Below are 16676 nucleotides of genomic sequence, written 5' to 3'. Positions count from 1 at the left end.
GGAGTCATGCTCGACAATTTGCAGAATGCCCGTGAGCGCTGGGGCGGCGTGAGTGATCTGATTGATCGGTGGTTGCGCGATCGGCAACAGCTGATTGTTCAGTATTGTGACATCAGTGGCACCACAGACTTTGAAGACAGCGAGCAGGTGCGCAATAAATTCGGCAAGTTGTGCGATGCGCTGGTGGACTATGTGTCCGCCGGGCATTTCGAGATTTACGAAAAGCTGATTCGCGAAGCCAAAGAATTTGATGATGGCGGCGTTGAGTTGGCCGCGAAGGTTTACCCTCGCATTGAAGAAACGACAGAAGTCGCACTGGCATTCAATGACAAGTTAAGCGCCGATGCGATGAGTGAAGAGGCGTTGCGCGGCCTGATGGGGCCGCTGTCAGAGCTGGGTGAGCAGCTGGAGACGCGTTTTTCACTGGAAGATTTTCTGATTGAGCATTTGCACAACGTGCATGCGGACCAGATGGTGTCTTCTGCCTGAGTAGTGTCGATGGCCGATTGGTTTTGATGGGGTGTCATCGTCCATCACTGGTCGTTGTATTAGAGCTGATACAAAGGCCGGGATAAAAAAAGGGAGTGCGATTAATCGCACTCCCTTTTTTGTGCCTGAAGCTGGGGTTATTCGCCAGCTTTGGCAGCGTCGCCTGCTTCCGGGGCAACCTTGATCAGCTCAACGTCAAAAACCAGTGTCTCGTTGGGGCCGATCGAGCGGTTACCGCCTGGGCCGTAGGCCAGATCAGACGGAATATAGAACTTGTAGCGACCGCCTTCTTCCATCAGTTGCAGACCTTCAGTCCAACCAGGAATCACCTGCGACAGCTGGAATGTGACCGGCTCGCCACGCTCCCGTGAGCTGTCAAAAACGTCGCCATTGAGCAGTTCGCCTGTGTAGTGGACCGTTACGCTGTCAGACTCGCTTGGCTTGGGGCCATCGCCTTCTTCGATGACTTCGTACTGAAGGCCGGAATCTGTGGTTTCAACGCCGTCACGCTTAGCGTTCTTGGCCAGATAGTCCTCGCCCTTTTTCTTGTTTTCTTCGGCCATCTTTTCAACTTTGGCCATTTGTTCCTTCTGCAGCTTCTGCTGGTATTCCTGAAGTGCAGTCTGGATTTCTTCACGCGTCATGCGGGCTTTGTCGCCGCCTTCATGACCGTCCTGAATACCCTGGAGGAACTGATCCATTTGCAGGTCCGGCAAGTCGTTCTTCATGCGCTCGCCCAAAACCAGCCCCATACCGTAGCTGACCTTCTGGTCCTGGTTGTCCAGTGCCGGCTCAGCGGAGACATTAACAACGCTAAATGTCGCGGCAGCAACAGCGCCGACGAGTGCGATCGAGATCAGGGTTTTCTTCATGGATTATCCTTAGCTTTTCAGGAGAGTCTGAAACCGGAATGCTTCGGCTGAAGGGCTTGTTTAAAAGCAGGTTTCAGTGAGTTCCCGGTGCATTTTTATCAATGAAGGAGCAAAGGTAACGCTTTTGGCGACAGGGTGCCAATGACCGTTGTTTAAGAATCGCCATAAGAAGAGGGTAAAGCCGTCACAATGTGAATTGTGTCAGGGTGTGGCGGCATTCCGCATCGGGCGGTTGTTGTAATCGAGGGAGTAAGGTGCGTCGTAGGGCGATTGCCAGTCATTCTCGGGAGGCGTCGAGAATGTGGATGCCTGGGACTTGGCCGGATCAACTGCCAGGGCGTTCCAGGCGCCATTGGCCGGCGGTTTGTCAGCGTAATGCCAGTTGCCACTGGTGTCCTGCCATTTAAAGACGATATCCGGGCCGTCATCCGCAATCGGGGTGGGCACCACGCCTTCAAAAGCTGTTACAGGTTCAGGATTGGCGGAATTTTCGGGCACAGGCTCTTTGATGCCGATAAACATCAGCACAATAAGCATGCCCAGCGCAGGAAATGCGAGCCTGAAGCCCCAGCGGCGCAACATCATGATGGCGTTACCCCATTCACTGGTTCCGGACTGAGGTGAAGACCATTTTTTGCAAGTGATTGTTTCAAAAGGGTCATGCCTACTTTGGATTCTGCCGGTGTACTATTCAATGGAGCCGCGGCGCGAAGGTTACAGCTTAACAGATCGTCATTATAGCCCGAAAAACCAGACATGTTATTACAATCGAGGCTGTGGGCGTGGCAAATCCAGGCGAGCTCAACTTTTTCAGCGGCCAACTCAGCTGCTTTGACCTGTTCTCTGAGCTCGCGGCATGGGCCTTCTTTATCCAACTCTTGCCTTAATTCGCGCAGGCGGGTGGTATGGCGATGGCGCCAGTCTGGGAGCCCTTCAGGTTCACTGCCATCCCAGCTCTGGTTCATCGTTGCCAGCCAGATGGCGGTCAGTATGCGAGATACCGACCAGCCCGATTGCTGGAGTTGCAGGCAGGCGTCCGCGATCTGCGGATCGCGCCAGAGTGTCAGGGCGGTGTGCCATAGCGGATTGTCGAGAACGAGGTCGCGGGGCAGCGTCATGCTTATCGGCATCAAAGGTGTGAGCGTTGGATGACGCAGACAGGGCAAGCCCTGATAGAATACCGCCATGCTGACATTAACGAACCTTAGTTTACAACGTGGCGGACAGTGGTTGCTAGAGACCGTGTCCGCGACGATCCAGCCAGGCCAGCGGGTCGGGGTTATCGGTGCCAATGGTGCCGGCAAAACCAGCCTGTTCAATCTGGTATTGGGCAATTTATCTCCTGAAGCTGGCAGTATTGATTTGCCCGGCGGGTGCCGTGTCGCCCATATGGCGCAGGAAGTCGGGGCGACCGAAAGGAGTGCCCGGGAATTTGTGCTCGACGGCGATGTCGAGTTACGGGAGCTCGAGGCGGCGCTTGCCGAGGCGGAGGCCCGCAATGACAATACTGCTCAGGCCCGAATTCACGGCGAGCTGGATATTCGGGAAGCCTGGGCTGCGCCGCGCCGCGCCGAGGCGCTGATCCGCGGGCTGGGGTTCTCCGATGCCGATGCGGATAGGCCCGTATCCTCATTTTCCGGCGGTTGGCGTATCCGGCTGAATCTTGCTCAGGCATTGATGCGGCCCTCGGATCTGTTGCTGCTGGATGAACCCACCAACCACCTTGACCTGGATGCCTGTCTCTGGCTCGAAAACTGGCTGCGGCGTTATCCCGGTACCTTGCTCTTTATTTCCCACGACCGGGATTTCATGGATCGCGTAGCGACGCATGTCATGCACTTTGAACAACGCAAACTGACGATGTATACCGGCAACTACTCGTCGTTCGAGCAGCAGCGCAGTGAGCGACTGGCTCAGCAACAGGCCGGTTATGAACGGCAGCAGGCGCGCATCGAAGAGATCGAAAAGTTCATCACCCGCTTCAAGGCGAAAGCCACCAAGGCGCGTCAGGCCCAGAGCCGGATCAAATCGCTGGAGCGTATGGAGCGAATCGCGCCGGCACACGTGGATTCGCCGTTTGAATTCACTTTTCCTGAGGCCGACAAAATCAGCAGCCCGCTGCTGACTATTCGCAATGGGGTGGCGGGGCATGGTGAAAAGGTCATTTTGCGCAACATCAGCCTGAACCTGCTGCCGGGTAGTCGGATTGGCTTGCTTGGGCCCAATGGTGCGGGTAAGTCGACGCTGATCAATGCCATGCTCGGGGGTAGCAGTTTGCTGAGCGGTGATCGGGCTACCGGCGAGCATCTTGCGGTGGGTTATTTCGCGCAGCACCAGCTCGAATCGCTCGACCTTGATGCCAGCCCTTTTCTGCATTTGCAGCGAGCGGCTCCGAAGGCATCAGAACAATCCATTCGCAACTTTCTGGGCGGCTTTGGTTTTCATGGTGATGAGGCGCTGTCGACCATCCGGCGTTTCTCCGGTGGTGAGAAGGCGCGGGTTGCGCTGTCGCTGATCGCCTGGGCAAAGCCGAATATGCTGCTGCTTGACGAGCCAACGAACCATCTGGATCTGGAAATGCGCCAGGCGCTTACCATGGCGCTGCAGAATTTTGAGGGCGCGGTGGTCGTGGTGTCTCACGATCGTCATCTGTTACGGAATACCGTGGATGACTTCCTGATGGTCAACGATGGCCAGGTTGTTGAGTACGATGGTGATCTGGACGACTACGAACGCTGGCTGGCGGATCGTCGGGTCGATGAAACCAAAGCGCCCCAGCGGGAGACGGCGTCGGCCACTAATGCAGCCAATGGTGCCGGAGCAAGCGCTGGTCTGGTCGGTGAAAGTGCCGATGATCGCAAAGCGCGCAAGCGTGTGGAGGCTGAGATAAGGCAAAAGATGAGTCCTTTCCGCAAGCGACAGCAGACGCTGGAGGCGGCTATGGCGAAACATCAGGCCACGCTTGCCGCGCTGGAGGCTTCGCTGGCCGATGCGACGATCTATGAGCCGTCCCGAAAGGAGGATCTGAAGCGGGCGCTGGGCGAGCAGGCAGAGGTCAGACGCGCTCAGGAGGAACTGGAGATGGAGTGGCTTGAAACTACTGAAACCCTCGAGGCTATGGAGGCCGAGCTGTCCTGAATGAGGTATCAGAAGCTGATCAGGTTACGATCAGCTTGAAGTCCTGCTTCGCCAGATAGTCGATTTCATTGTGAAGATCAGCACGGGTTAACGGACGCTCCTCCAGCCAGCCGTCAGCAAAGCTGATGGTCATGCCATTCGCTTGCGGTTCAACGCTGAATCCTGCTGGCTGTTCCATGTTCCGTGGGTGTTGCAAAAGCACGCCCATTCTCAGCAGCACGCACAGCAGCCGCAGGCGAGGTACATCTTCCGGATCACAGCTTTCAAAAACAGCCGTCGAGAATTTGCGACGGTGCCCGCGAACCAGTGTTGCAAGATCTTTCTTTGCCTGCTGAGAGAACCCGGGAAGATCGGAGTAGCGCAGCATGTAGGCGCCGTGTTTGTGGTACTGGGTGTGGGAGATCGTCAGGCCGATTTCATGGAGCCGGCAGGCCCATCGCAGAATGTCTTCATCGTATTCGCTATCAATTTCCCAAGCCTTGGCAACCTGCCGGAATGCGGTCATCGCCGTTTCTTCTACCGCCGATGCCAGGCTCGTATCGATATCATAGCGGCCCTGTAGTGCCTGAATCGTCCGTTCGCGGACATCTTCATGCTGGATTCTGCCGACAATGTCGTACAACAGGCCTTCACGCAGTGCGCCGTCGGTATAGGTCATGGTTTCGATGCCCAGTGATTCGAAAGCCGCCAGCAAAATCACCAGTCCGGAAGGAAAGATGCTTTGCCTGTCCGTGCGAACGCCCAGTTCCGACAGGCGATCAGTGTGGCCCATATCGATCAATCGCTGGCGCAATTCCCGCAGCGCATCAATCGTAATGGTGCCGTTGGTCAGCTTGAGTGTAGCCAATACTGAGGATATGGCTTTGATCGAGCCGGAAGATCCGACCGCGCTTTGCCAGCCAAGCTGTCGAAAACGATAGCGAATGTTCAGCAATTCCTGGGAGGCGTGGGTCATGGCCTTGTCGAATTGCTTGCGCTGAATGCGGCCATCGGGGAAATACGCATTTCTGAAAGACACGCACCCCATGTGCAGGCTATCCAGCACCTGGGTTTCAAAGCGCTCGCCGATAACAAATTCCGTGCTGCCGCCACCGATATCGATGACCAGGCGGCGGCCGGTGTCGTCTGCCAGGGTATGGGATACGCCGAGATAAATAAGGCGGGCTTCTTCCCGGCCGGCAATTATTTCTACCGGAAATCCGAGTACCTCTTCGGCCCGGGCCATGAATTCGCTGGCATTTCGGGCCACCCGCAGAGCGTTTGTGCCGACAATCTGCACCGCCGCTGGCGGCATGCCCTGCAAGCGCTGAGCGAAGCGGCTCAGGCAGTCGAGGCCGCGTAACTGGGCTTCTTCGGTGAGGTTGTTGTTCGCATCGAGACCTGCGCCAAGCTGGACCTTTTCTCCCATTTTCTCGAGAGTACGGATCTCGCCATGAATCAGGCGGGCTATCACCATATGAAAGCTGTTAGAGCCCATATCAATGGCTGCAAACAGTTCCGGTGATGTGGCGGAATTCGGAGCCGTCACGTGTCTTGAAATCCTCTTTTCGGGCCGTATATTGTGTCAGGCTCGTCGCGGGAAACTGATCTGCGGGTTACTATAAGCGAAACCGCGCGGCGATGTCAGTAATGGATCAGAGGTTGCCCGGAGTCTGACGTCATCGCCGGGGCTTTTCGGGCAATAGTGAGATCGCGTAAGATGTGCGGATCTGATCGGCACATCTGGGCCATAGCTCCGATGGCCGGGCAGGCTTGACCTGAAGTCCGGCAGGCCAATATTCAAGTGATCTGTCCCGCGGGCGGGTCTTTATCGTGTCATAGTAGTGGTCCATTCCGGGCGCTGCCAAAAGCAGGAAATTGTAATGAGCGGAAATATCGTAAACGTTACCGACGCATCGTTTGATGATGACGTACTGAAGTCCGATACGCCGGTTCTGGTGGATTACTGGGCAGAGTGGTGTGGCCCCTGCAAAATGATTGCGCCGGTGCTTGAAGAAATTGCTGAAGAGTACGAAGGCAAGCTCAAAATCTGCAAGCTCAACATTGATGAAAACGAGCAGACGCCACCCAAGTTCAATATTCGTGGTATTCCAACATTGATGCTGTTCAAAAACGGCAATGTTGATGCAACCAAAGTAGGCGCGCTTTCCAAGTCTCAGTTGGCTGCGTTCCTCGATAGCAATCTCTGATCCGTATGCTGGCAATGACGGCTACCGTGTTGACGGTAACTGCATTGTGAACGGATTCTGAAAGCCACTCCCGCGGGAGTGGTTTTTTTATGGCGACGTTAAAACGCAAGTGAGGTCGCGGGATAGCGTGGTCGTTCGCAAGGGGCAGTGAAATGGGTGAGTTGAAGCTCTGTGGGTTGATCCTCGCCGGCGGGCAGGGGCGCAGGCTCGGAGGTGTGCAGAAGGGATTGCTGGAGTGGCAGGGGCGGCCCTTGGTGAGCTACGCCCGTGAGGCCTTGTCGGCAACTTGTGACCACCTTGTTATCAGCGCCAATACCCAACTGGCGGACTATCAGCCCTGGGCCGATGCGATAGTGACGGATGGCGGCTGGCATGATGCCGGGCCACTTGCCGGTTTGCTGGCGGGGCTCCACTACGCCGCCGGGCGCCATTTTGACGGGGTGTTGGTAATGCCATGCGATACGCCCGGTGTCACTCCGGCCCTGATGGCGCAACTGGCCCGCGAAGCCGCCGCGCAGCCACATCAAGCGCTGCTTTGCAGTTGCAAGGGCGACCCGCATCCGCTGCACGGCTATTATCCGGTATTGCTGGATCGAGAGCTTGAAGCGTTTCTGGCGCAAGGAGGGCGCAAGGTCCAGAACTTTGTGACAGCGCACGCTGGCGCCTATTGTTCACTTGAGGCCCCGGCGGCTGCCTTCCGCAATCTGAATACGCCCGAGTGCTGGGTAACGGGTTGAGCCCGGTCAGGCGGGGTTCTGCCGATTCCAGCGATCGGCCTGTTCCCGGTCGCTTGCTTTCTGTTCGACCCACTGGGCGCTGCCGTCGGTCGCGATTTCCTTTTTCCAGAATGGCGCATCGGTTTTCAGGGCATCCATCAGAAACTCGCAGGCTTTGAAGGCATCACTTCGATGAGCGCTGGCTACGCCAACGAAGACAATCTGCTCTCCCAGCGCCAACTCGCCCACCCGGTGAATCACGCAGACATGCTGAATCTGCCAACGCTGTCGAGCCGTCTCTACCAGGCCTTCAATGACCTGTTCTGTCATGCCGGGATAGTGCTCTAAAAAGAGTGCGCGCACATCGTTTCGGTCGCCGTGCGCCCGCACCAGCCCGGTAAACGTGCTGATAGCGCCGGTCTCGCCTTGTCCTGCCGCTCGTAATTGGCGGCACTGCTCGCCGGTATCAAAGTCAGCCTGCTGAATGCGAATGTCTGTCCGTGGCGTTGGTGCAGCGGTTTCCACATCAACCTCCGGTTACTGGCGGAAAAAGCGCGACCTCATCGCCATCAACAAGCGGATGGCTGGCGCGTGCCATTGTCTGGTTGACCGCAATCATCACCTGCGCCGAGCCTTTCAACTCAGACCACTGATCACCTTTTGCGGCGAGCGTATCAATCAGGTCGCTGACCCGGCTGGCAGAAGGCAGGCTGAGCGATAGTGATTCGGTGGCAAGCTGCTCTCGCAGGCGGGCGAAGAAGCGCACTGTAATGCTAATGGTTGCAGTGTTGTCGTTTGCCATGGCTAGCTCGTCAGGGTGCTAAATGAATAGAAGGCCACTGGTGTGCGGGGCGTGATCGTCGTGTTTTCCGGGATCATCGCCAGGCCATCTGCCCAGCAGGCAGAGCTTAGCATGCCGGAGCTCTGGTTCGGGTGAGGGCGCAGCGTCGTGGTGTCCGCTTCGTTGACCTGCTGAACACGGATGAACTCCCTGCGCGGCGAACTACGTGTTATGGCAAAGCCGGCAGGTAAATAAACCGGTTTGACGGTGGCCGCATTCAGCCCCTGAAGCCTGCGAATAACCGGTGCGCCAATCATCAGGAATGTCACCAGCACGGCGGCCGGATTGCCGGGCAAACCCAATATCGGTGTTGTGCCGATGCGGCCAAAGGCCAGAGGCTTGCCTGGCTTCAGCGCGAGCCGCCAAAGTGCGACCTGGCCGATGGCCTCAAGCGAGGTGCGCACGTGATCTTCTTCGCCTACTGATACACCACCGCTGGTAATCACCAGGTCAGCCGTTTCTGCCGCTGCAGCAAGTGCCTGTTCTGTGGCTTCCCGCGTGTCGGCGATGGTGCCGGGGTCGATAACGACGCAACCCATGGCGTGCAGCAAGCCGTGCAGGGTGTAGCGGTTGGTGTTGAATATCTTGCCCGGAGCGGGCGGTAGGCCCGGGTCGATAAGCTCGTCGCCAGTCGTCAGAATCGCGACTCTCATGGGACGCCTGACGTGCACGCGGTCAATGCCCAGTGACGCGAGTAATCCAAGTTCCTGCGCTCGCAACCGAATGCCGGAATGCAGCGCAATGTCGCCGGCGCAAATGTCCTGGCCCTGAGGGCGGATGTTCTGGCGACTCTCGACCGGGCGTTTGGTGCTGATGCCTGCATCCGATGCGTCAACGTATTCCTGCATCAACACAGCGTCGGCACCTTCGGGAATGCTGGCGCCGGTAAAAATGCGCGCCGCTGTTCCGGGTAACAGGGGCGGGGGCGCTTCGCCGGCCGGAATGCGCTGACTGACCGGGATTGGTGCGCCGCCAAGATCCGCTATACGGATCGCATAACCGTCGACGGCGCTGTTGTCCGTTGGCGGGACATTGATGGATGCCTCGGCGTCCTGCGCCAGAATGCAGCCGAGTGCGCTGGTGAGGGTGCGCACCTCGGTTTCTTCAACGCTGCTGACCTGTTCCAGAATGCGAGGTAATGCCTCGTCCAGCGATGTCAGGTTTGCCAGAGGAGTCATGACTGCGTGCTCAGACCGGTTTCGAGAGGCGCGTCCAGTTGGGCCATCGGCTTGTCCGGCTTGCGGCTAACCAGAGCCGAGAAATTGCAGGGCCGGTGACGGCTGTCCAGTTGGTAGCAGAGTATGCCGTCCCAGCCGGTCTTGCAGGCCCCGGTTGATCCGGGGAGGCAAAAGATGACGGTGTGATTCGAGAGGCCGCCGAAAGCCCGTGACTGGATGGTTGAAGAGCCGATGTCTTCAGCCGACAGACGTCGGAACTCCTCGCCGAAACCATCGATGGTTTTGTCGAATAGCGGGCGCACGGCTTCCGGCGTGCTGTCGCGTTCGTGAAATCCGGTGCCACCGGTGATGACCACTGCCTGTATCCCGGGATCGGCAATCCAGCGGGCAACCAGTGCGCGTACCAGATAGATATCGTCAGGTAGCAGGCGTCTCTCAATGACCCGGTGTCCGTCAAGATTGGCCTGATCGGTCAGGTATTGGCCGGAGCTATCCTGGTCAGGGCCACGGGTGTCAGAGACTGTCAGAATCGCGATATTCAGTGGCGTCAGGGTACTTGATGCGGTCATGAGGCAGGTGTTGCTCCGGTTAAACAGGCGGTTAAAACAGGAATGCGCATTCGAAATTTGAACGAATGCACCAAAAAGTGTGCTTGCTAGTGGGTGAAAAACACGCTATACCGTAACTCGTGCTAACCAGTATCCTGTTGTCACCGCAATTTTGGAAGGGGTGGTAATGGTCATTTTAGTTGTTATAATGGCCGGCACGTTTAATAACGCTTCCATTTAGATCAGCCGTATTGGCGCCCGCCACACGGTATCTGTCCCGATTTTAAAAGCATCACGTTATACGTTCAGGGGTTTTCTCCTGTCTTCGCAAACCTGATTGATTTTCCATTCCGAATCGCCAAACAAAATATGAATCTTACTGAACTCAAGCAGAAACCCGTTCCAGAACTGCTCGATATTGCTCAGCAGATGGGACTCGAAAACCTCGCCCGCTCACGCAAGCAGGATGTTATTTTCTCCATCCTCAAAAAACACGCGAAGAGCGGTGAAGACATTTACGGTGATGGCGTGCTGGAAATCCTCCAGGACGGCTTCGGCTTCCTCCGTTCCGCGGATGCGTCTTACCTGGCAGGCCCAGACGATATTTACGTCTCGCCCAGCCAGATCAGGCGATTCACCCTGCGAACGGGCGATACTGTTGCAGGCAAGATTCGCCCTCCCAAAGATGGTGAGCGTTACTTCGCGCTACTCAAGGTTAACGAGATTAACTTTGACAAGCCTGAAGATGCCCGCAACAAGATCCTGTTTGAAAACCTGACTCCGCTGTTCCCGGACGAGCGCCTGACGCTGGAAATCGGTAACGGCAGTACTGAAGATCTGTCTTCGCGGGTTCTGGATCTGGTCGCGCCGATTGGTAAAGGTCAGCGTGGTCTGATCGTATCGCCGCCGAAGGCTGGTAAAACACTGCTGATGCAGAACATCGCACAGGCGATCACCCGGAACAGTCCGGAATGCCATGTGATGGTGCTGTTGATTGACGAGCGGCCAGAAGAAGTAACCGAAATGCAGCGCACTGTGCGCGGCGAGGTTATCGCTTCGACCTTTGACGAGCCGCCGGCCCGTCACGTGCAGGTTGCCGAAATGGTGATCGAAAAAGCCAAGCGCCTGGTAGAGCACAAAAAGGACGTGGTGATCCTGCTGGATTCCATTACCCGTCTGGCCCGCGCTTACAACACGGTGATCCCTTCCTCCGGCAAGGTACTGACCGGTGGTGTTGACGCCCACGCCCTTGAAAAGCCCAAGCGCTTTTTCGGTGCGGCCCGGAATGTTGAGGAAGGTGGCAGTCTGACCATCCTCGCAACCGCGCTGGTCGATACCGGCTCCAAGATGGATGAAGTCATCTACGAGGAGTTCAAGGGTACCGGTAACATGGAGGTTCATCTGGATCGCCGTATTGCCGAGAAGCGCGTTTACCCGGCGATCAATATCCGCCGTTCCGGCACGCGCCGGGAAGACCTGCTGATGGCAGAAGCTGATATTCAGCGCGTCTGGATTTTGCGCAAGCTTCTGCACTCCATGGACGATGATGGTGCCGCGCTTGAGTTCCTGTTGGACAAGCTGCGTGATACCAAGACCAATGATGAATTCTTCCTGTCCATGAAGAAGCGTTGATCGTCTGAATGATCCCCCGACCGTACCAAGCGGCGGGGGATTTTTTGCTTAGAAGGCTGCACTGATCATCATTGTGGTCTGTATTTTTTGCCTTTCCGTAAACCTGTCCCTCGCTCCAGACCCGGGAACCTGTCATGAATTACCACGATCTCCGTGATTTTATCGAACAGCTGGAAAAGCTGGGCGAACTGAAGCGCATCACCGCCGAAGTTGATCCTCATCTGGAAATGACGGAAATCTGTGACCGTACATTGCGAGCGGGTGGGCCTGCGTTGCTGTTCGAAAACCCCAAAGGCTATGCCATGCCGGTACTGGCAAACCTGTTTGGCACGCCAAGACGCGTTGCACTGGGGATGGGGCAGGAGGATGTCGCGAGTCTGAGGGAAGTGGGCAAGCTGCTCGCTTTTCTGAAAGAGCCTGATCCGCCGAAAGGATTCAAGGACGCCTGGGAGAAACTGCCGATTTTCCGGCAGGTGATGCAAATGGGCCCAAAGGTCCGGCGATCGGCACCCTGTCAGGACGTGGTCATCGAGAAGGATGACGTGGACCTGTCAGTGATTCCTGTTCAGCATTGCTGGCCGGGTGATGCAGGCCCGTTGATTACCTGGCCACTGGTAATTACCAGGGGCCCCCATAAAGAGCGCCAGAATCTGGGCATATACCGCCAGCAGGTGATTGGCCGAAACCGCTTGATCATGCGCTGGTTGAGTCACCGGGGCGGTGCATTGGATTTTCTGGAGTGGCAGAAGGCACATCCTGGAGAGCCTTTCCCGATAGCGGTGGCGTTGGGTGCTGACCCTGCGACGATTCTGGGAGCGGTGACGCCAGTGCCGGACAGTTTGTCGGAATATGCCTTTGCCGGCTTGTTGCGAGGGAGTCGCACCGAACTGGTGAAAGCCGGGCTATCTGAATTGCAGGTGCCTGCCAGCGCCGAGATTGTGCTCGAAGGCTTTATTTATCCGGACGACATGGCCCCCGAAGGCCCCTTTGGCGACCACACCGGCTATTACAATGAGGTCGAGTCGTTCCCGGTCTTTACGGTCGAGCGCATCACGCATCGCAAGAATCCGATTTATCACAGCACCTATACCGGCCGTCCACCCGATGAGCCCGCCGTTTTAGGGTTGGCGCTCAACGAAGTGTTTATTCCGATTCTGCAAAAGCAGTTTCCGGAAATTGTGGATTTCTATCTGCCGCCGGAAGGATGTTCCTATCGCATGGCAGTGGTGACCATGCGCAAACAGTACCCCGGCCATGCCAAGCGGGTGATGATGGGCGTATGGTCTTTTCTGCGCCAGTTCATGTACACCAAGTTCGTGATCGTAACGGACGACGATGTGAATGCCCGGGACTGGAATGATGTGATCTGGGCGATCACCACGCGCATGGATCCCGCCAGGGACACAACGCTGGTGGAAAACACGCCGATAGATTACCTGGATTTCGCCTCGCCGGTTGCCGGCCTCGGCTCCAAAATGGGGATGGATGCAACCAGCAAATGGCCTGGCGAAACCGACCGCGAGTGGGGCGCGCCGATCACCATGGATCCGGCCGTCAAGCAACGTGTTGACGAGATCTGGTCCAGTCTCGGTATTGATGAGCCCTGATGATGCCCCCATTTCGCCGGTAAGTGTTTGCATCACACCGGCGGATATCCGCTTTGAGGCCAATCCGGATGAGGATTTACTGACGGCTGCCCGCAGGGCTGGCGTCGCGGTGCGCTGGGCGTGCCGCAATGGTGTTTGTGAGTTGTGCGAAGCGCAGCTGACCGGAGGCAATGTGTTCAATACCCGCTCCGGTAAAACTGAATGTTCGCCCGCGACGATTATGCTGTGCCGATGCCAGCCGTGCGGGCCTGTCGAGTTGGAGATAAAAGCCGTTATGGCATCAGGTAAGCACGTACCACAGCAGTTACTGGCGAAGGTCTCGGATATCACGCCGCTGAGTCATGACGTTCATCGCGTGACGCTGCAACTGCCCCGGCGGCGCGAGCTGTCTTTTCATGCGGGCCAGTATCTGTCGGTTCTGCTGCCAGATGCTCCGCCTGCCTACTTTTCGATTGCCAGCAGTCCGGAGCAGGATGCGCTTGAGCTGCACGTCCAGGCTGCAGCTAACTGGGAGTCGGCGCAGCGGATCATCGAAGTCCTGCGTGACGAGGGGCAGGTTATGCTGGAAGTGCCGCACGGTCAGGCCTGTCTGGCGTCCGTCCCGCAAGCGCCATTGATTCTGGTGGCGGCCGGCACCGGCTTTGCCCAGATGAAGAGTATCGTCGATTATCTGAACGCCTCCGGTTGTCATCAGCCTGTCTGGCTCTATTGGGGGGTGCGTCGGCATGAGGATATGTACCTTCGCTCCATGGCCCAGCAGTGGCACGATGCCAGTGATCGGTTTTCGTTTGTGCCGGTTGTGGGCGACGATGAGGATAATGACTGGAGCGGGCATCACGATCAGTTGGTGCGCGCTGTTCTTGCGGGCGGTCACGACTGGGCGGCGGTTAATGTTATCGCCAGTGGCTCACCGCCGATGGTCTACACCCTGATGGACGCACTGGCTGAAGCCGGTATGCCACAGCAGGTATTTCACTCTGACGTTCTGGAGTATGCCCCGAGGGGGTAGATGATGCACAAACAGGTAGCTGACATTTGTCGGCTACCTGTTTGTGTCAGGGTCATGCTTTCGGCATCGGCAGGTCGGGCAGGCCACTGTCCTTGAGCAGGCTCTGGATCAACAGCCGGCTACTGGCCTGTTCGTCACCAAAATAGGCATTCAAACGACCCAGCTCGGCCATGGTTTCACGACTGCGTTTCAGGCGCAGGCTGGTCTCGAAGTACTCTTTGGCTTTACCCCACAGCTCATTTCGAAGACTTAAACGGCCCAGGGCGAGCAGCAGTTCCGCGTTGTTGGGGCGATCCTGAAGCCAGCGCTCGGCTGCGAGCAGTTGCTCGTCAGGTTCGGTGCCCTTGATGCGACCGTAGAGGTTGATCAGGTCGTCACTCCAGTGATTCTTCAGTACCTTCCGTAACAGGGTTTCAGCCTGTGCGTCATCGCCGAGTTCCGACAGGTGTCGGGCGTACTCGTAGATCGTAATTTCATCTTTGCGCATTGAACCCGGCAGCTCATCCCACAGGCGGGTCAGCGGCGTAAGCGATTGCGGTTCGCTCTGCCCTTGCTTGCGGATGTCGTCGGCTGCCCGCTGCAACAGGTTGTGCCAGGTTTCCCGCTCAAGCTGGTGAAGCTCGGTGGCTTCAATCAGGTCCCGCTTGCGCAGCTCCGGCAGCAGAGCCGCCAGCTCGCGCCAGTCTTCCAGGCGCAGATAGACCGTCTTCAGTAGCTTTAAAATGAAAGGGTGATGAGGTGACTGCTTGCGCAGTCGCAGCAGGGTAGCGAGGCATTGTTCCAGCCTGTCGCCCGCCAGCTGCAGCTGAGCCTGAGTGATGCCCACCGCAAGATCAGATCCCGGGGTGCTTTCAAATGCCTTGCGGAGCAGGTCGTCAACCGCGTCATAATCGCCACACTCGAAGGCCGCCTGTGCGGCAGCGAGGTAGTTGATCAGCGGCGTATCGGCATTGTGGGCTGATGCCTGCAGCAATTTGCGGGCTCGCGGCCAGTTGCCTTCCGCCAGCGCCAGCAGCCCCTGCGTGGTGCGGCGACGGGCGCGTCGCTCGGCGCTTTGATTCAGCCAGGTGCTGACGATGCCGGATCCACTGCGAAGGCGGCGTATCATAGACAACGTGAACTGCAGCGCCAGTATTACCACCAGAATCAACAATACGCCGATCCAGAAATTGGTCTCAATCAGGTAGTTGCCAAGGCTGATCCGAATGTAGCCGGTGTCATACTGAAAGCCTAGGCTTAACAGCGCACCTATCAGCAGTGCGCCCAGTAGTAGCAGGAATAGGCGTCTCATGAGGCGTCGCCTGCCTCGGCGTCGTCAGGCGCCGCGTTATTCTGTTTGTCTTTGGCTTCGCCGGTCGTTGCATTGAGGCGACCTTCCATGCGGGCTTTGAGCAAGTTCAGTGAACTGCTGATATCCGGCAGCTCGGGGTTGATGTTCTTTTTGCTCAGCTCACCAATATCTTCGCGCAGGGCAACAACAGCCGAGTGGCTGCTGTCGTACCAGCTCGCAAGCCAGCCGTCTGCCTTGAGCAGTGCGCGTTCGTACAGCGTTTGGTTCCCCCGCAAGACCGCCATTTCGGCTTCTTCGAGCATCAGACGCATATTCAGCCGGGCGTAAGCGCTCTGGTCCGGTGATAGCAGGGGTTTGACCGGCTCATCCAGGCGGCGTATCGAAATCGCTTTGCTCAGGGTTTCCTTGATCACCGCCCAGCCGACGGCCAGTGCGCCGCGTTCCTTGAGCTGCTCCGGATCCTGTTCCAGTTGTTGTGTGAAGGCCGTGCTGGCTTCAATTGACAGCGCCCGATCGGTCAGGTTGCCGACAACGTCGATGGCGGCTTCGAGTTGCAGGTACAGGCCGGTGCGATCGACATCTTCAATGCTCTTCAGTGCGAGAACTTCCCGGGCGACCTGCTTGCGGATCGGATAGACTCCGGCGTCTTCAGTCTCTTTCAGTACCGTATCAGCTGCCTGCAATGCCGAGAGTGCGCCGCGATAATCCTGTTCGATTTGCAGGCGCTGGTTGCCAATGCGCAGCAGATACTCCGCCTCCGCGAGCAACCAGTCGGTCCGGGTTCGGTTGCCGGCTTCCAGCAGGGCGCGCGCGTTGTGGTCAATCTGGCGGCCATGCTCGGATGTCAGCGTTTGCTGGGCGCCAATTTCGGCGCGGATCGCCTGCATCTGACTGTTCAGCTGGCCACCGGTTTGGCTATAGGTTCGGTCAAGCTTGTCTGTGGCGGATTCCAGGTAGGCGATGCTCTTGTTGATCGCCTGTTGCTGTTGCCATTGATAGCCTGCCCAAAGGCCGAGCAGAATGACCGCAACCAGCGCGAACACAGCAATAAGCCACAGAGGCCAGAGGCGTCGGGGCTGCTGGGTTTGCGGCGGCACCGGGGCTGGCAGGTTTGTTGTAGAGTCAGTCACAGGCATCCTTACTCAGTTAACGGAATTCCAGTTGTG

The 16676-nt window shown here is 57.3% G+C and carries 17 protein-coding genes; 7 read left to right on the top strand and 10 right to left on the bottom strand.

From position 1 onward, the window contains the following. The first annotated feature begins 6 nt into the window (after window positions 1-6). The gene (gene rsd, locus ACUN9X_RS00665; RefSeq protein ID WP_260036823.1) at window positions 7-489 is read left to right on the top strand and encodes a sigma D regulator; all 483 of its coding nucleotides are present in this window, start codon (window positions 7-9) and stop codon (window positions 487-489) included. Window positions 490-626: 137 nt separating this feature from the next. Here rsd and ACUN9X_RS00660 read toward each other — a convergent pair whose 3' ends face one another. From ACUN9X_RS00660 to ACUN9X_RS00650, 3 genes are all read right to left on the bottom strand, one after another. Next, window positions 627-1361 carry an FKBP-type peptidyl-prolyl cis-trans isomerase gene (locus tag ACUN9X_RS00660; RefSeq protein WP_260036821.1) on the bottom strand — a complete coding sequence of 245 codons (735 nt, stop codon included), beginning with the start codon at window positions 1359-1361 and terminating at the stop codon, window positions 627-629. A 201-nt stretch (window positions 1362-1562) separates the two neighbouring features. Beyond that, entirely contained in the window at window positions 1563-1946 is a 384-nt protein-coding gene (locus ACUN9X_RS00655) for a DUF4124 domain-containing protein (RefSeq protein WP_347710196.1), read from the bottom strand. Further along, window positions 1943-2479: a DUF2390 domain-containing protein gene (locus tag ACUN9X_RS00650; RefSeq protein WP_260036819.1), complete on the bottom strand. Its 537-nt coding sequence runs from the start codon at window positions 2477-2479 to the stop codon at window positions 1943-1945. Before ACUN9X_RS00650 ends, ACUN9X_RS00655 begins: the two co-directional genes overlap by 4 nt. A gap of 67 nt (window positions 2480-2546) precedes the next feature. On the opposite strand from ACUN9X_RS00650, the gene ACUN9X_RS00645 reads away from it, so the two are divergent. After that, window positions 2547-4499, top strand: coding sequence for an ATP-binding cassette domain-containing protein (locus ACUN9X_RS00645; RefSeq protein ID WP_260036817.1), 1953 nt, complete (start codon window positions 2547-2549; stop codon window positions 4497-4499). 19 nt (window positions 4500-4518) lie between these two features. Here ACUN9X_RS00645 and ppx read toward each other — a convergent pair whose 3' ends face one another. Beyond that, complete coding sequence (ppx, locus tag ACUN9X_RS00640; protein ID WP_260036815.1) at window positions 4519-6027, bottom strand: exopolyphosphatase; 1509 nt, start codon at window positions 6025-6027, stop codon at window positions 4519-4521. Window positions 6028-6361: 334 nt separating this feature from the next. Here ppx and trxA point away from each other — a divergent pair, with 334 nt between their 5' ends. Next, complete coding sequence (trxA, locus tag ACUN9X_RS00635) at window positions 6362-6688, top strand: thioredoxin TrxA (protein WP_260036813.1); 327 nt, start codon at window positions 6362-6364, stop codon at window positions 6686-6688. 152 nt (window positions 6689-6840) lie between these two features. Then, entirely contained in the window at window positions 6841-7425 is a 585-nt protein-coding gene (mobA, locus tag ACUN9X_RS00630) for a molybdenum cofactor guanylyltransferase MobA (RefSeq protein ID WP_260036811.1), read from the top strand. Between the two features lie 6 nt (window positions 7426-7431). Here mobA and moaE read toward each other — a convergent pair whose 3' ends face one another. The 4 genes from moaE to moaB are packed head-to-tail and all read right to left on the bottom strand — an operon-like array spanning window position 7432 to window position 9992. Then, the gene (moaE, locus tag ACUN9X_RS00625) at window positions 7432-7929 is read right to left on the bottom strand and encodes a molybdopterin synthase catalytic subunit MoaE (protein WP_260036810.1); all 498 of its coding nucleotides are present in this window, start codon (window positions 7927-7929) and stop codon (window positions 7432-7434) included. 1 nt (window position 7930) lies between these two features. Beyond that, window positions 7931-8206, bottom strand: coding sequence for a molybdopterin converting factor subunit 1 (gene moaD / locus ACUN9X_RS00620; protein WP_260036809.1), 276 nt, complete (start codon window positions 8204-8206; stop codon window positions 7931-7933). A 2-nt stretch (window positions 8207-8208) separates the two neighbouring features. Beyond that, a complete protein-coding gene (locus ACUN9X_RS00615; RefSeq protein ID WP_260036807.1) occupies window positions 8209-9423 on the bottom strand; it encodes a molybdopterin molybdotransferase MoeA in 1215 nt (404 codons plus the stop codon). Beyond that, a complete protein-coding gene (gene moaB / locus ACUN9X_RS00610; protein ID WP_260036806.1) occupies window positions 9420-9992 on the bottom strand; it encodes a molybdenum cofactor biosynthesis protein B in 573 nt (190 codons plus the stop codon). Before moaB ends, ACUN9X_RS00615 begins: the two co-directional genes overlap by 4 nt. 348 nt (window positions 9993-10340) lie before the next feature. On the opposite strand from moaB, the gene rho reads away from it, so the two are divergent. From rho to ACUN9X_RS00595, 3 genes are all read left to right on the top strand, one after another. Beyond that, window positions 10341-11603 carry a transcription termination factor Rho gene (gene rho, locus ACUN9X_RS00605; RefSeq protein WP_260036804.1) on the top strand — a complete coding sequence of 421 codons (1263 nt, stop codon included), beginning with the start codon at window positions 10341-10343 and terminating at the stop codon, window positions 11601-11603. 134 nt (window positions 11604-11737) lie between these two features. Next, window positions 11738-13210: a 4-hydroxy-3-polyprenylbenzoate decarboxylase gene (gene ubiD / locus ACUN9X_RS00600; RefSeq protein WP_445471873.1), complete on the top strand. Its 1473-nt coding sequence runs from the start codon at window positions 11738-11740 to the stop codon at window positions 13208-13210. Continuing rightward, window positions 13200-14219, top strand: a complete 1020-nt coding sequence (locus tag ACUN9X_RS00595) for a 2Fe-2S iron-sulfur cluster-binding protein (RefSeq protein ID WP_445471872.1) — start codon at window positions 13200-13202, stop codon at window positions 14217-14219. Before ubiD ends, ACUN9X_RS00595 begins: the two co-directional genes overlap by 11 nt. Before the next feature lie 52 nt (window positions 14220-14271). On the opposite strand, the gene ACUN9X_RS00590 is transcribed toward ACUN9X_RS00595, so the two are convergent. Continuing rightward, on the bottom strand, window positions 14272-15510 hold the full coding sequence (locus ACUN9X_RS00590) for a heme biosynthesis HemY N-terminal domain-containing protein (RefSeq protein WP_445471871.1): 1239 nt from the start codon (window positions 15508-15510) through the stop codon (window positions 14272-14274). Further along, a complete protein-coding gene (locus ACUN9X_RS00585; protein WP_445471870.1) occupies window positions 15507-16646 on the bottom strand; it encodes a uroporphyrinogen-III C-methyltransferase in 1140 nt (379 codons plus the stop codon). The genes ACUN9X_RS00590 and ACUN9X_RS00585 overlap by 4 nt, the downstream gene beginning before the upstream one ends. Window positions 16647-16676 lie beyond the last annotated feature (30 nt).

The organism is Marinobacter sp. V032 (genome assembly GCF_052645435.1).
This window is presented reverse-complemented; position numbering and strand designations above follow the sequence as displayed.

Bases quoted from the DNA above. Each gene is read 5' to 3' on its own strand.
- ACUN9X_RS00645 (WP_260036817.1), top strand. From the start codon at position 2,547: ATGCTGACATTAACGAACCTTAGTTTACAACGTGGCGGACAGTGGTTG.
- ACUN9X_RS00655 (WP_347710196.1), bottom strand. From the start codon at position 1,946: ATGATGTTGCGCCGCTGGGGCTTCAGGCTCGCATTTCCTGCGCTGGGC.
- ACUN9X_RS00585 (WP_445471870.1), bottom strand. From the start codon at position 16,646: ATGCCTGTGACTGACTCTACAACAAACCTGCCAGCCCCGGTGCCGCCG.
- rho (WP_260036804.1), top strand. From the start codon at position 10,341: ATGAATCTTACTGAACTCAAGCAGAAACCCGTTCCAGAACTGCTCGAT.
- ACUN9X_RS00595 (WP_445471872.1), top strand. From the start codon at position 13,200: ATGAGCCCTGATGATGCCCCCATTTCGCCGGTAAGTGTTTGCATCACA.
- moaB (WP_260036806.1), bottom strand. From the start codon at position 9,992: ATGACCGCATCAAGTACCCTGACGCCACTGAATATCGCGATTCTGACA.
- ACUN9X_RS00650 (WP_260036819.1), bottom strand. From the start codon at position 2,479: ATGACGCTGCCCCGCGACCTCGTTCTCGACAATCCGCTATGGCACACC.
- moaD (WP_260036809.1), bottom strand. From the start codon at position 8,206: ATGGCAAACGACAACACTGCAACCATTAGCATTACAGTGCGCTTCTTC.
- mobA (WP_260036811.1), top strand. From the start codon at position 6,841: ATGGGTGAGTTGAAGCTCTGTGGGTTGATCCTCGCCGGCGGGCAGGGG.
- ACUN9X_RS00590 (WP_445471871.1), bottom strand. From the start codon at position 15,510: ATGAGACGCCTATTCCTGCTACTACTGGGCGCACTGCTGATAGGTGCG.
- ubiD (WP_445471873.1), top strand. From the start codon at position 11,738: ATGAATTACCACGATCTCCGTGATTTTATCGAACAGCTGGAAAAGCTG.
- rsd (WP_260036823.1), top strand. From the start codon at position 7: ATGCTCGACAATTTGCAGAATGCCCGTGAGCGCTGGGGCGGCGTGAGT.
- trxA (WP_260036813.1), top strand. From the start codon at position 6,362: ATGAGCGGAAATATCGTAAACGTTACCGACGCATCGTTTGATGATGAC.
- ACUN9X_RS00660 (WP_260036821.1), bottom strand. From the start codon at position 1,361: ATGAAGAAAACCCTGATCTCGATCGCACTCGTCGGCGCTGTTGCTGCC.
- ACUN9X_RS00615 (WP_260036807.1), bottom strand. From the start codon at position 9,423: ATGACTCCTCTGGCAAACCTGACATCGCTGGACGAGGCATTACCTCGC.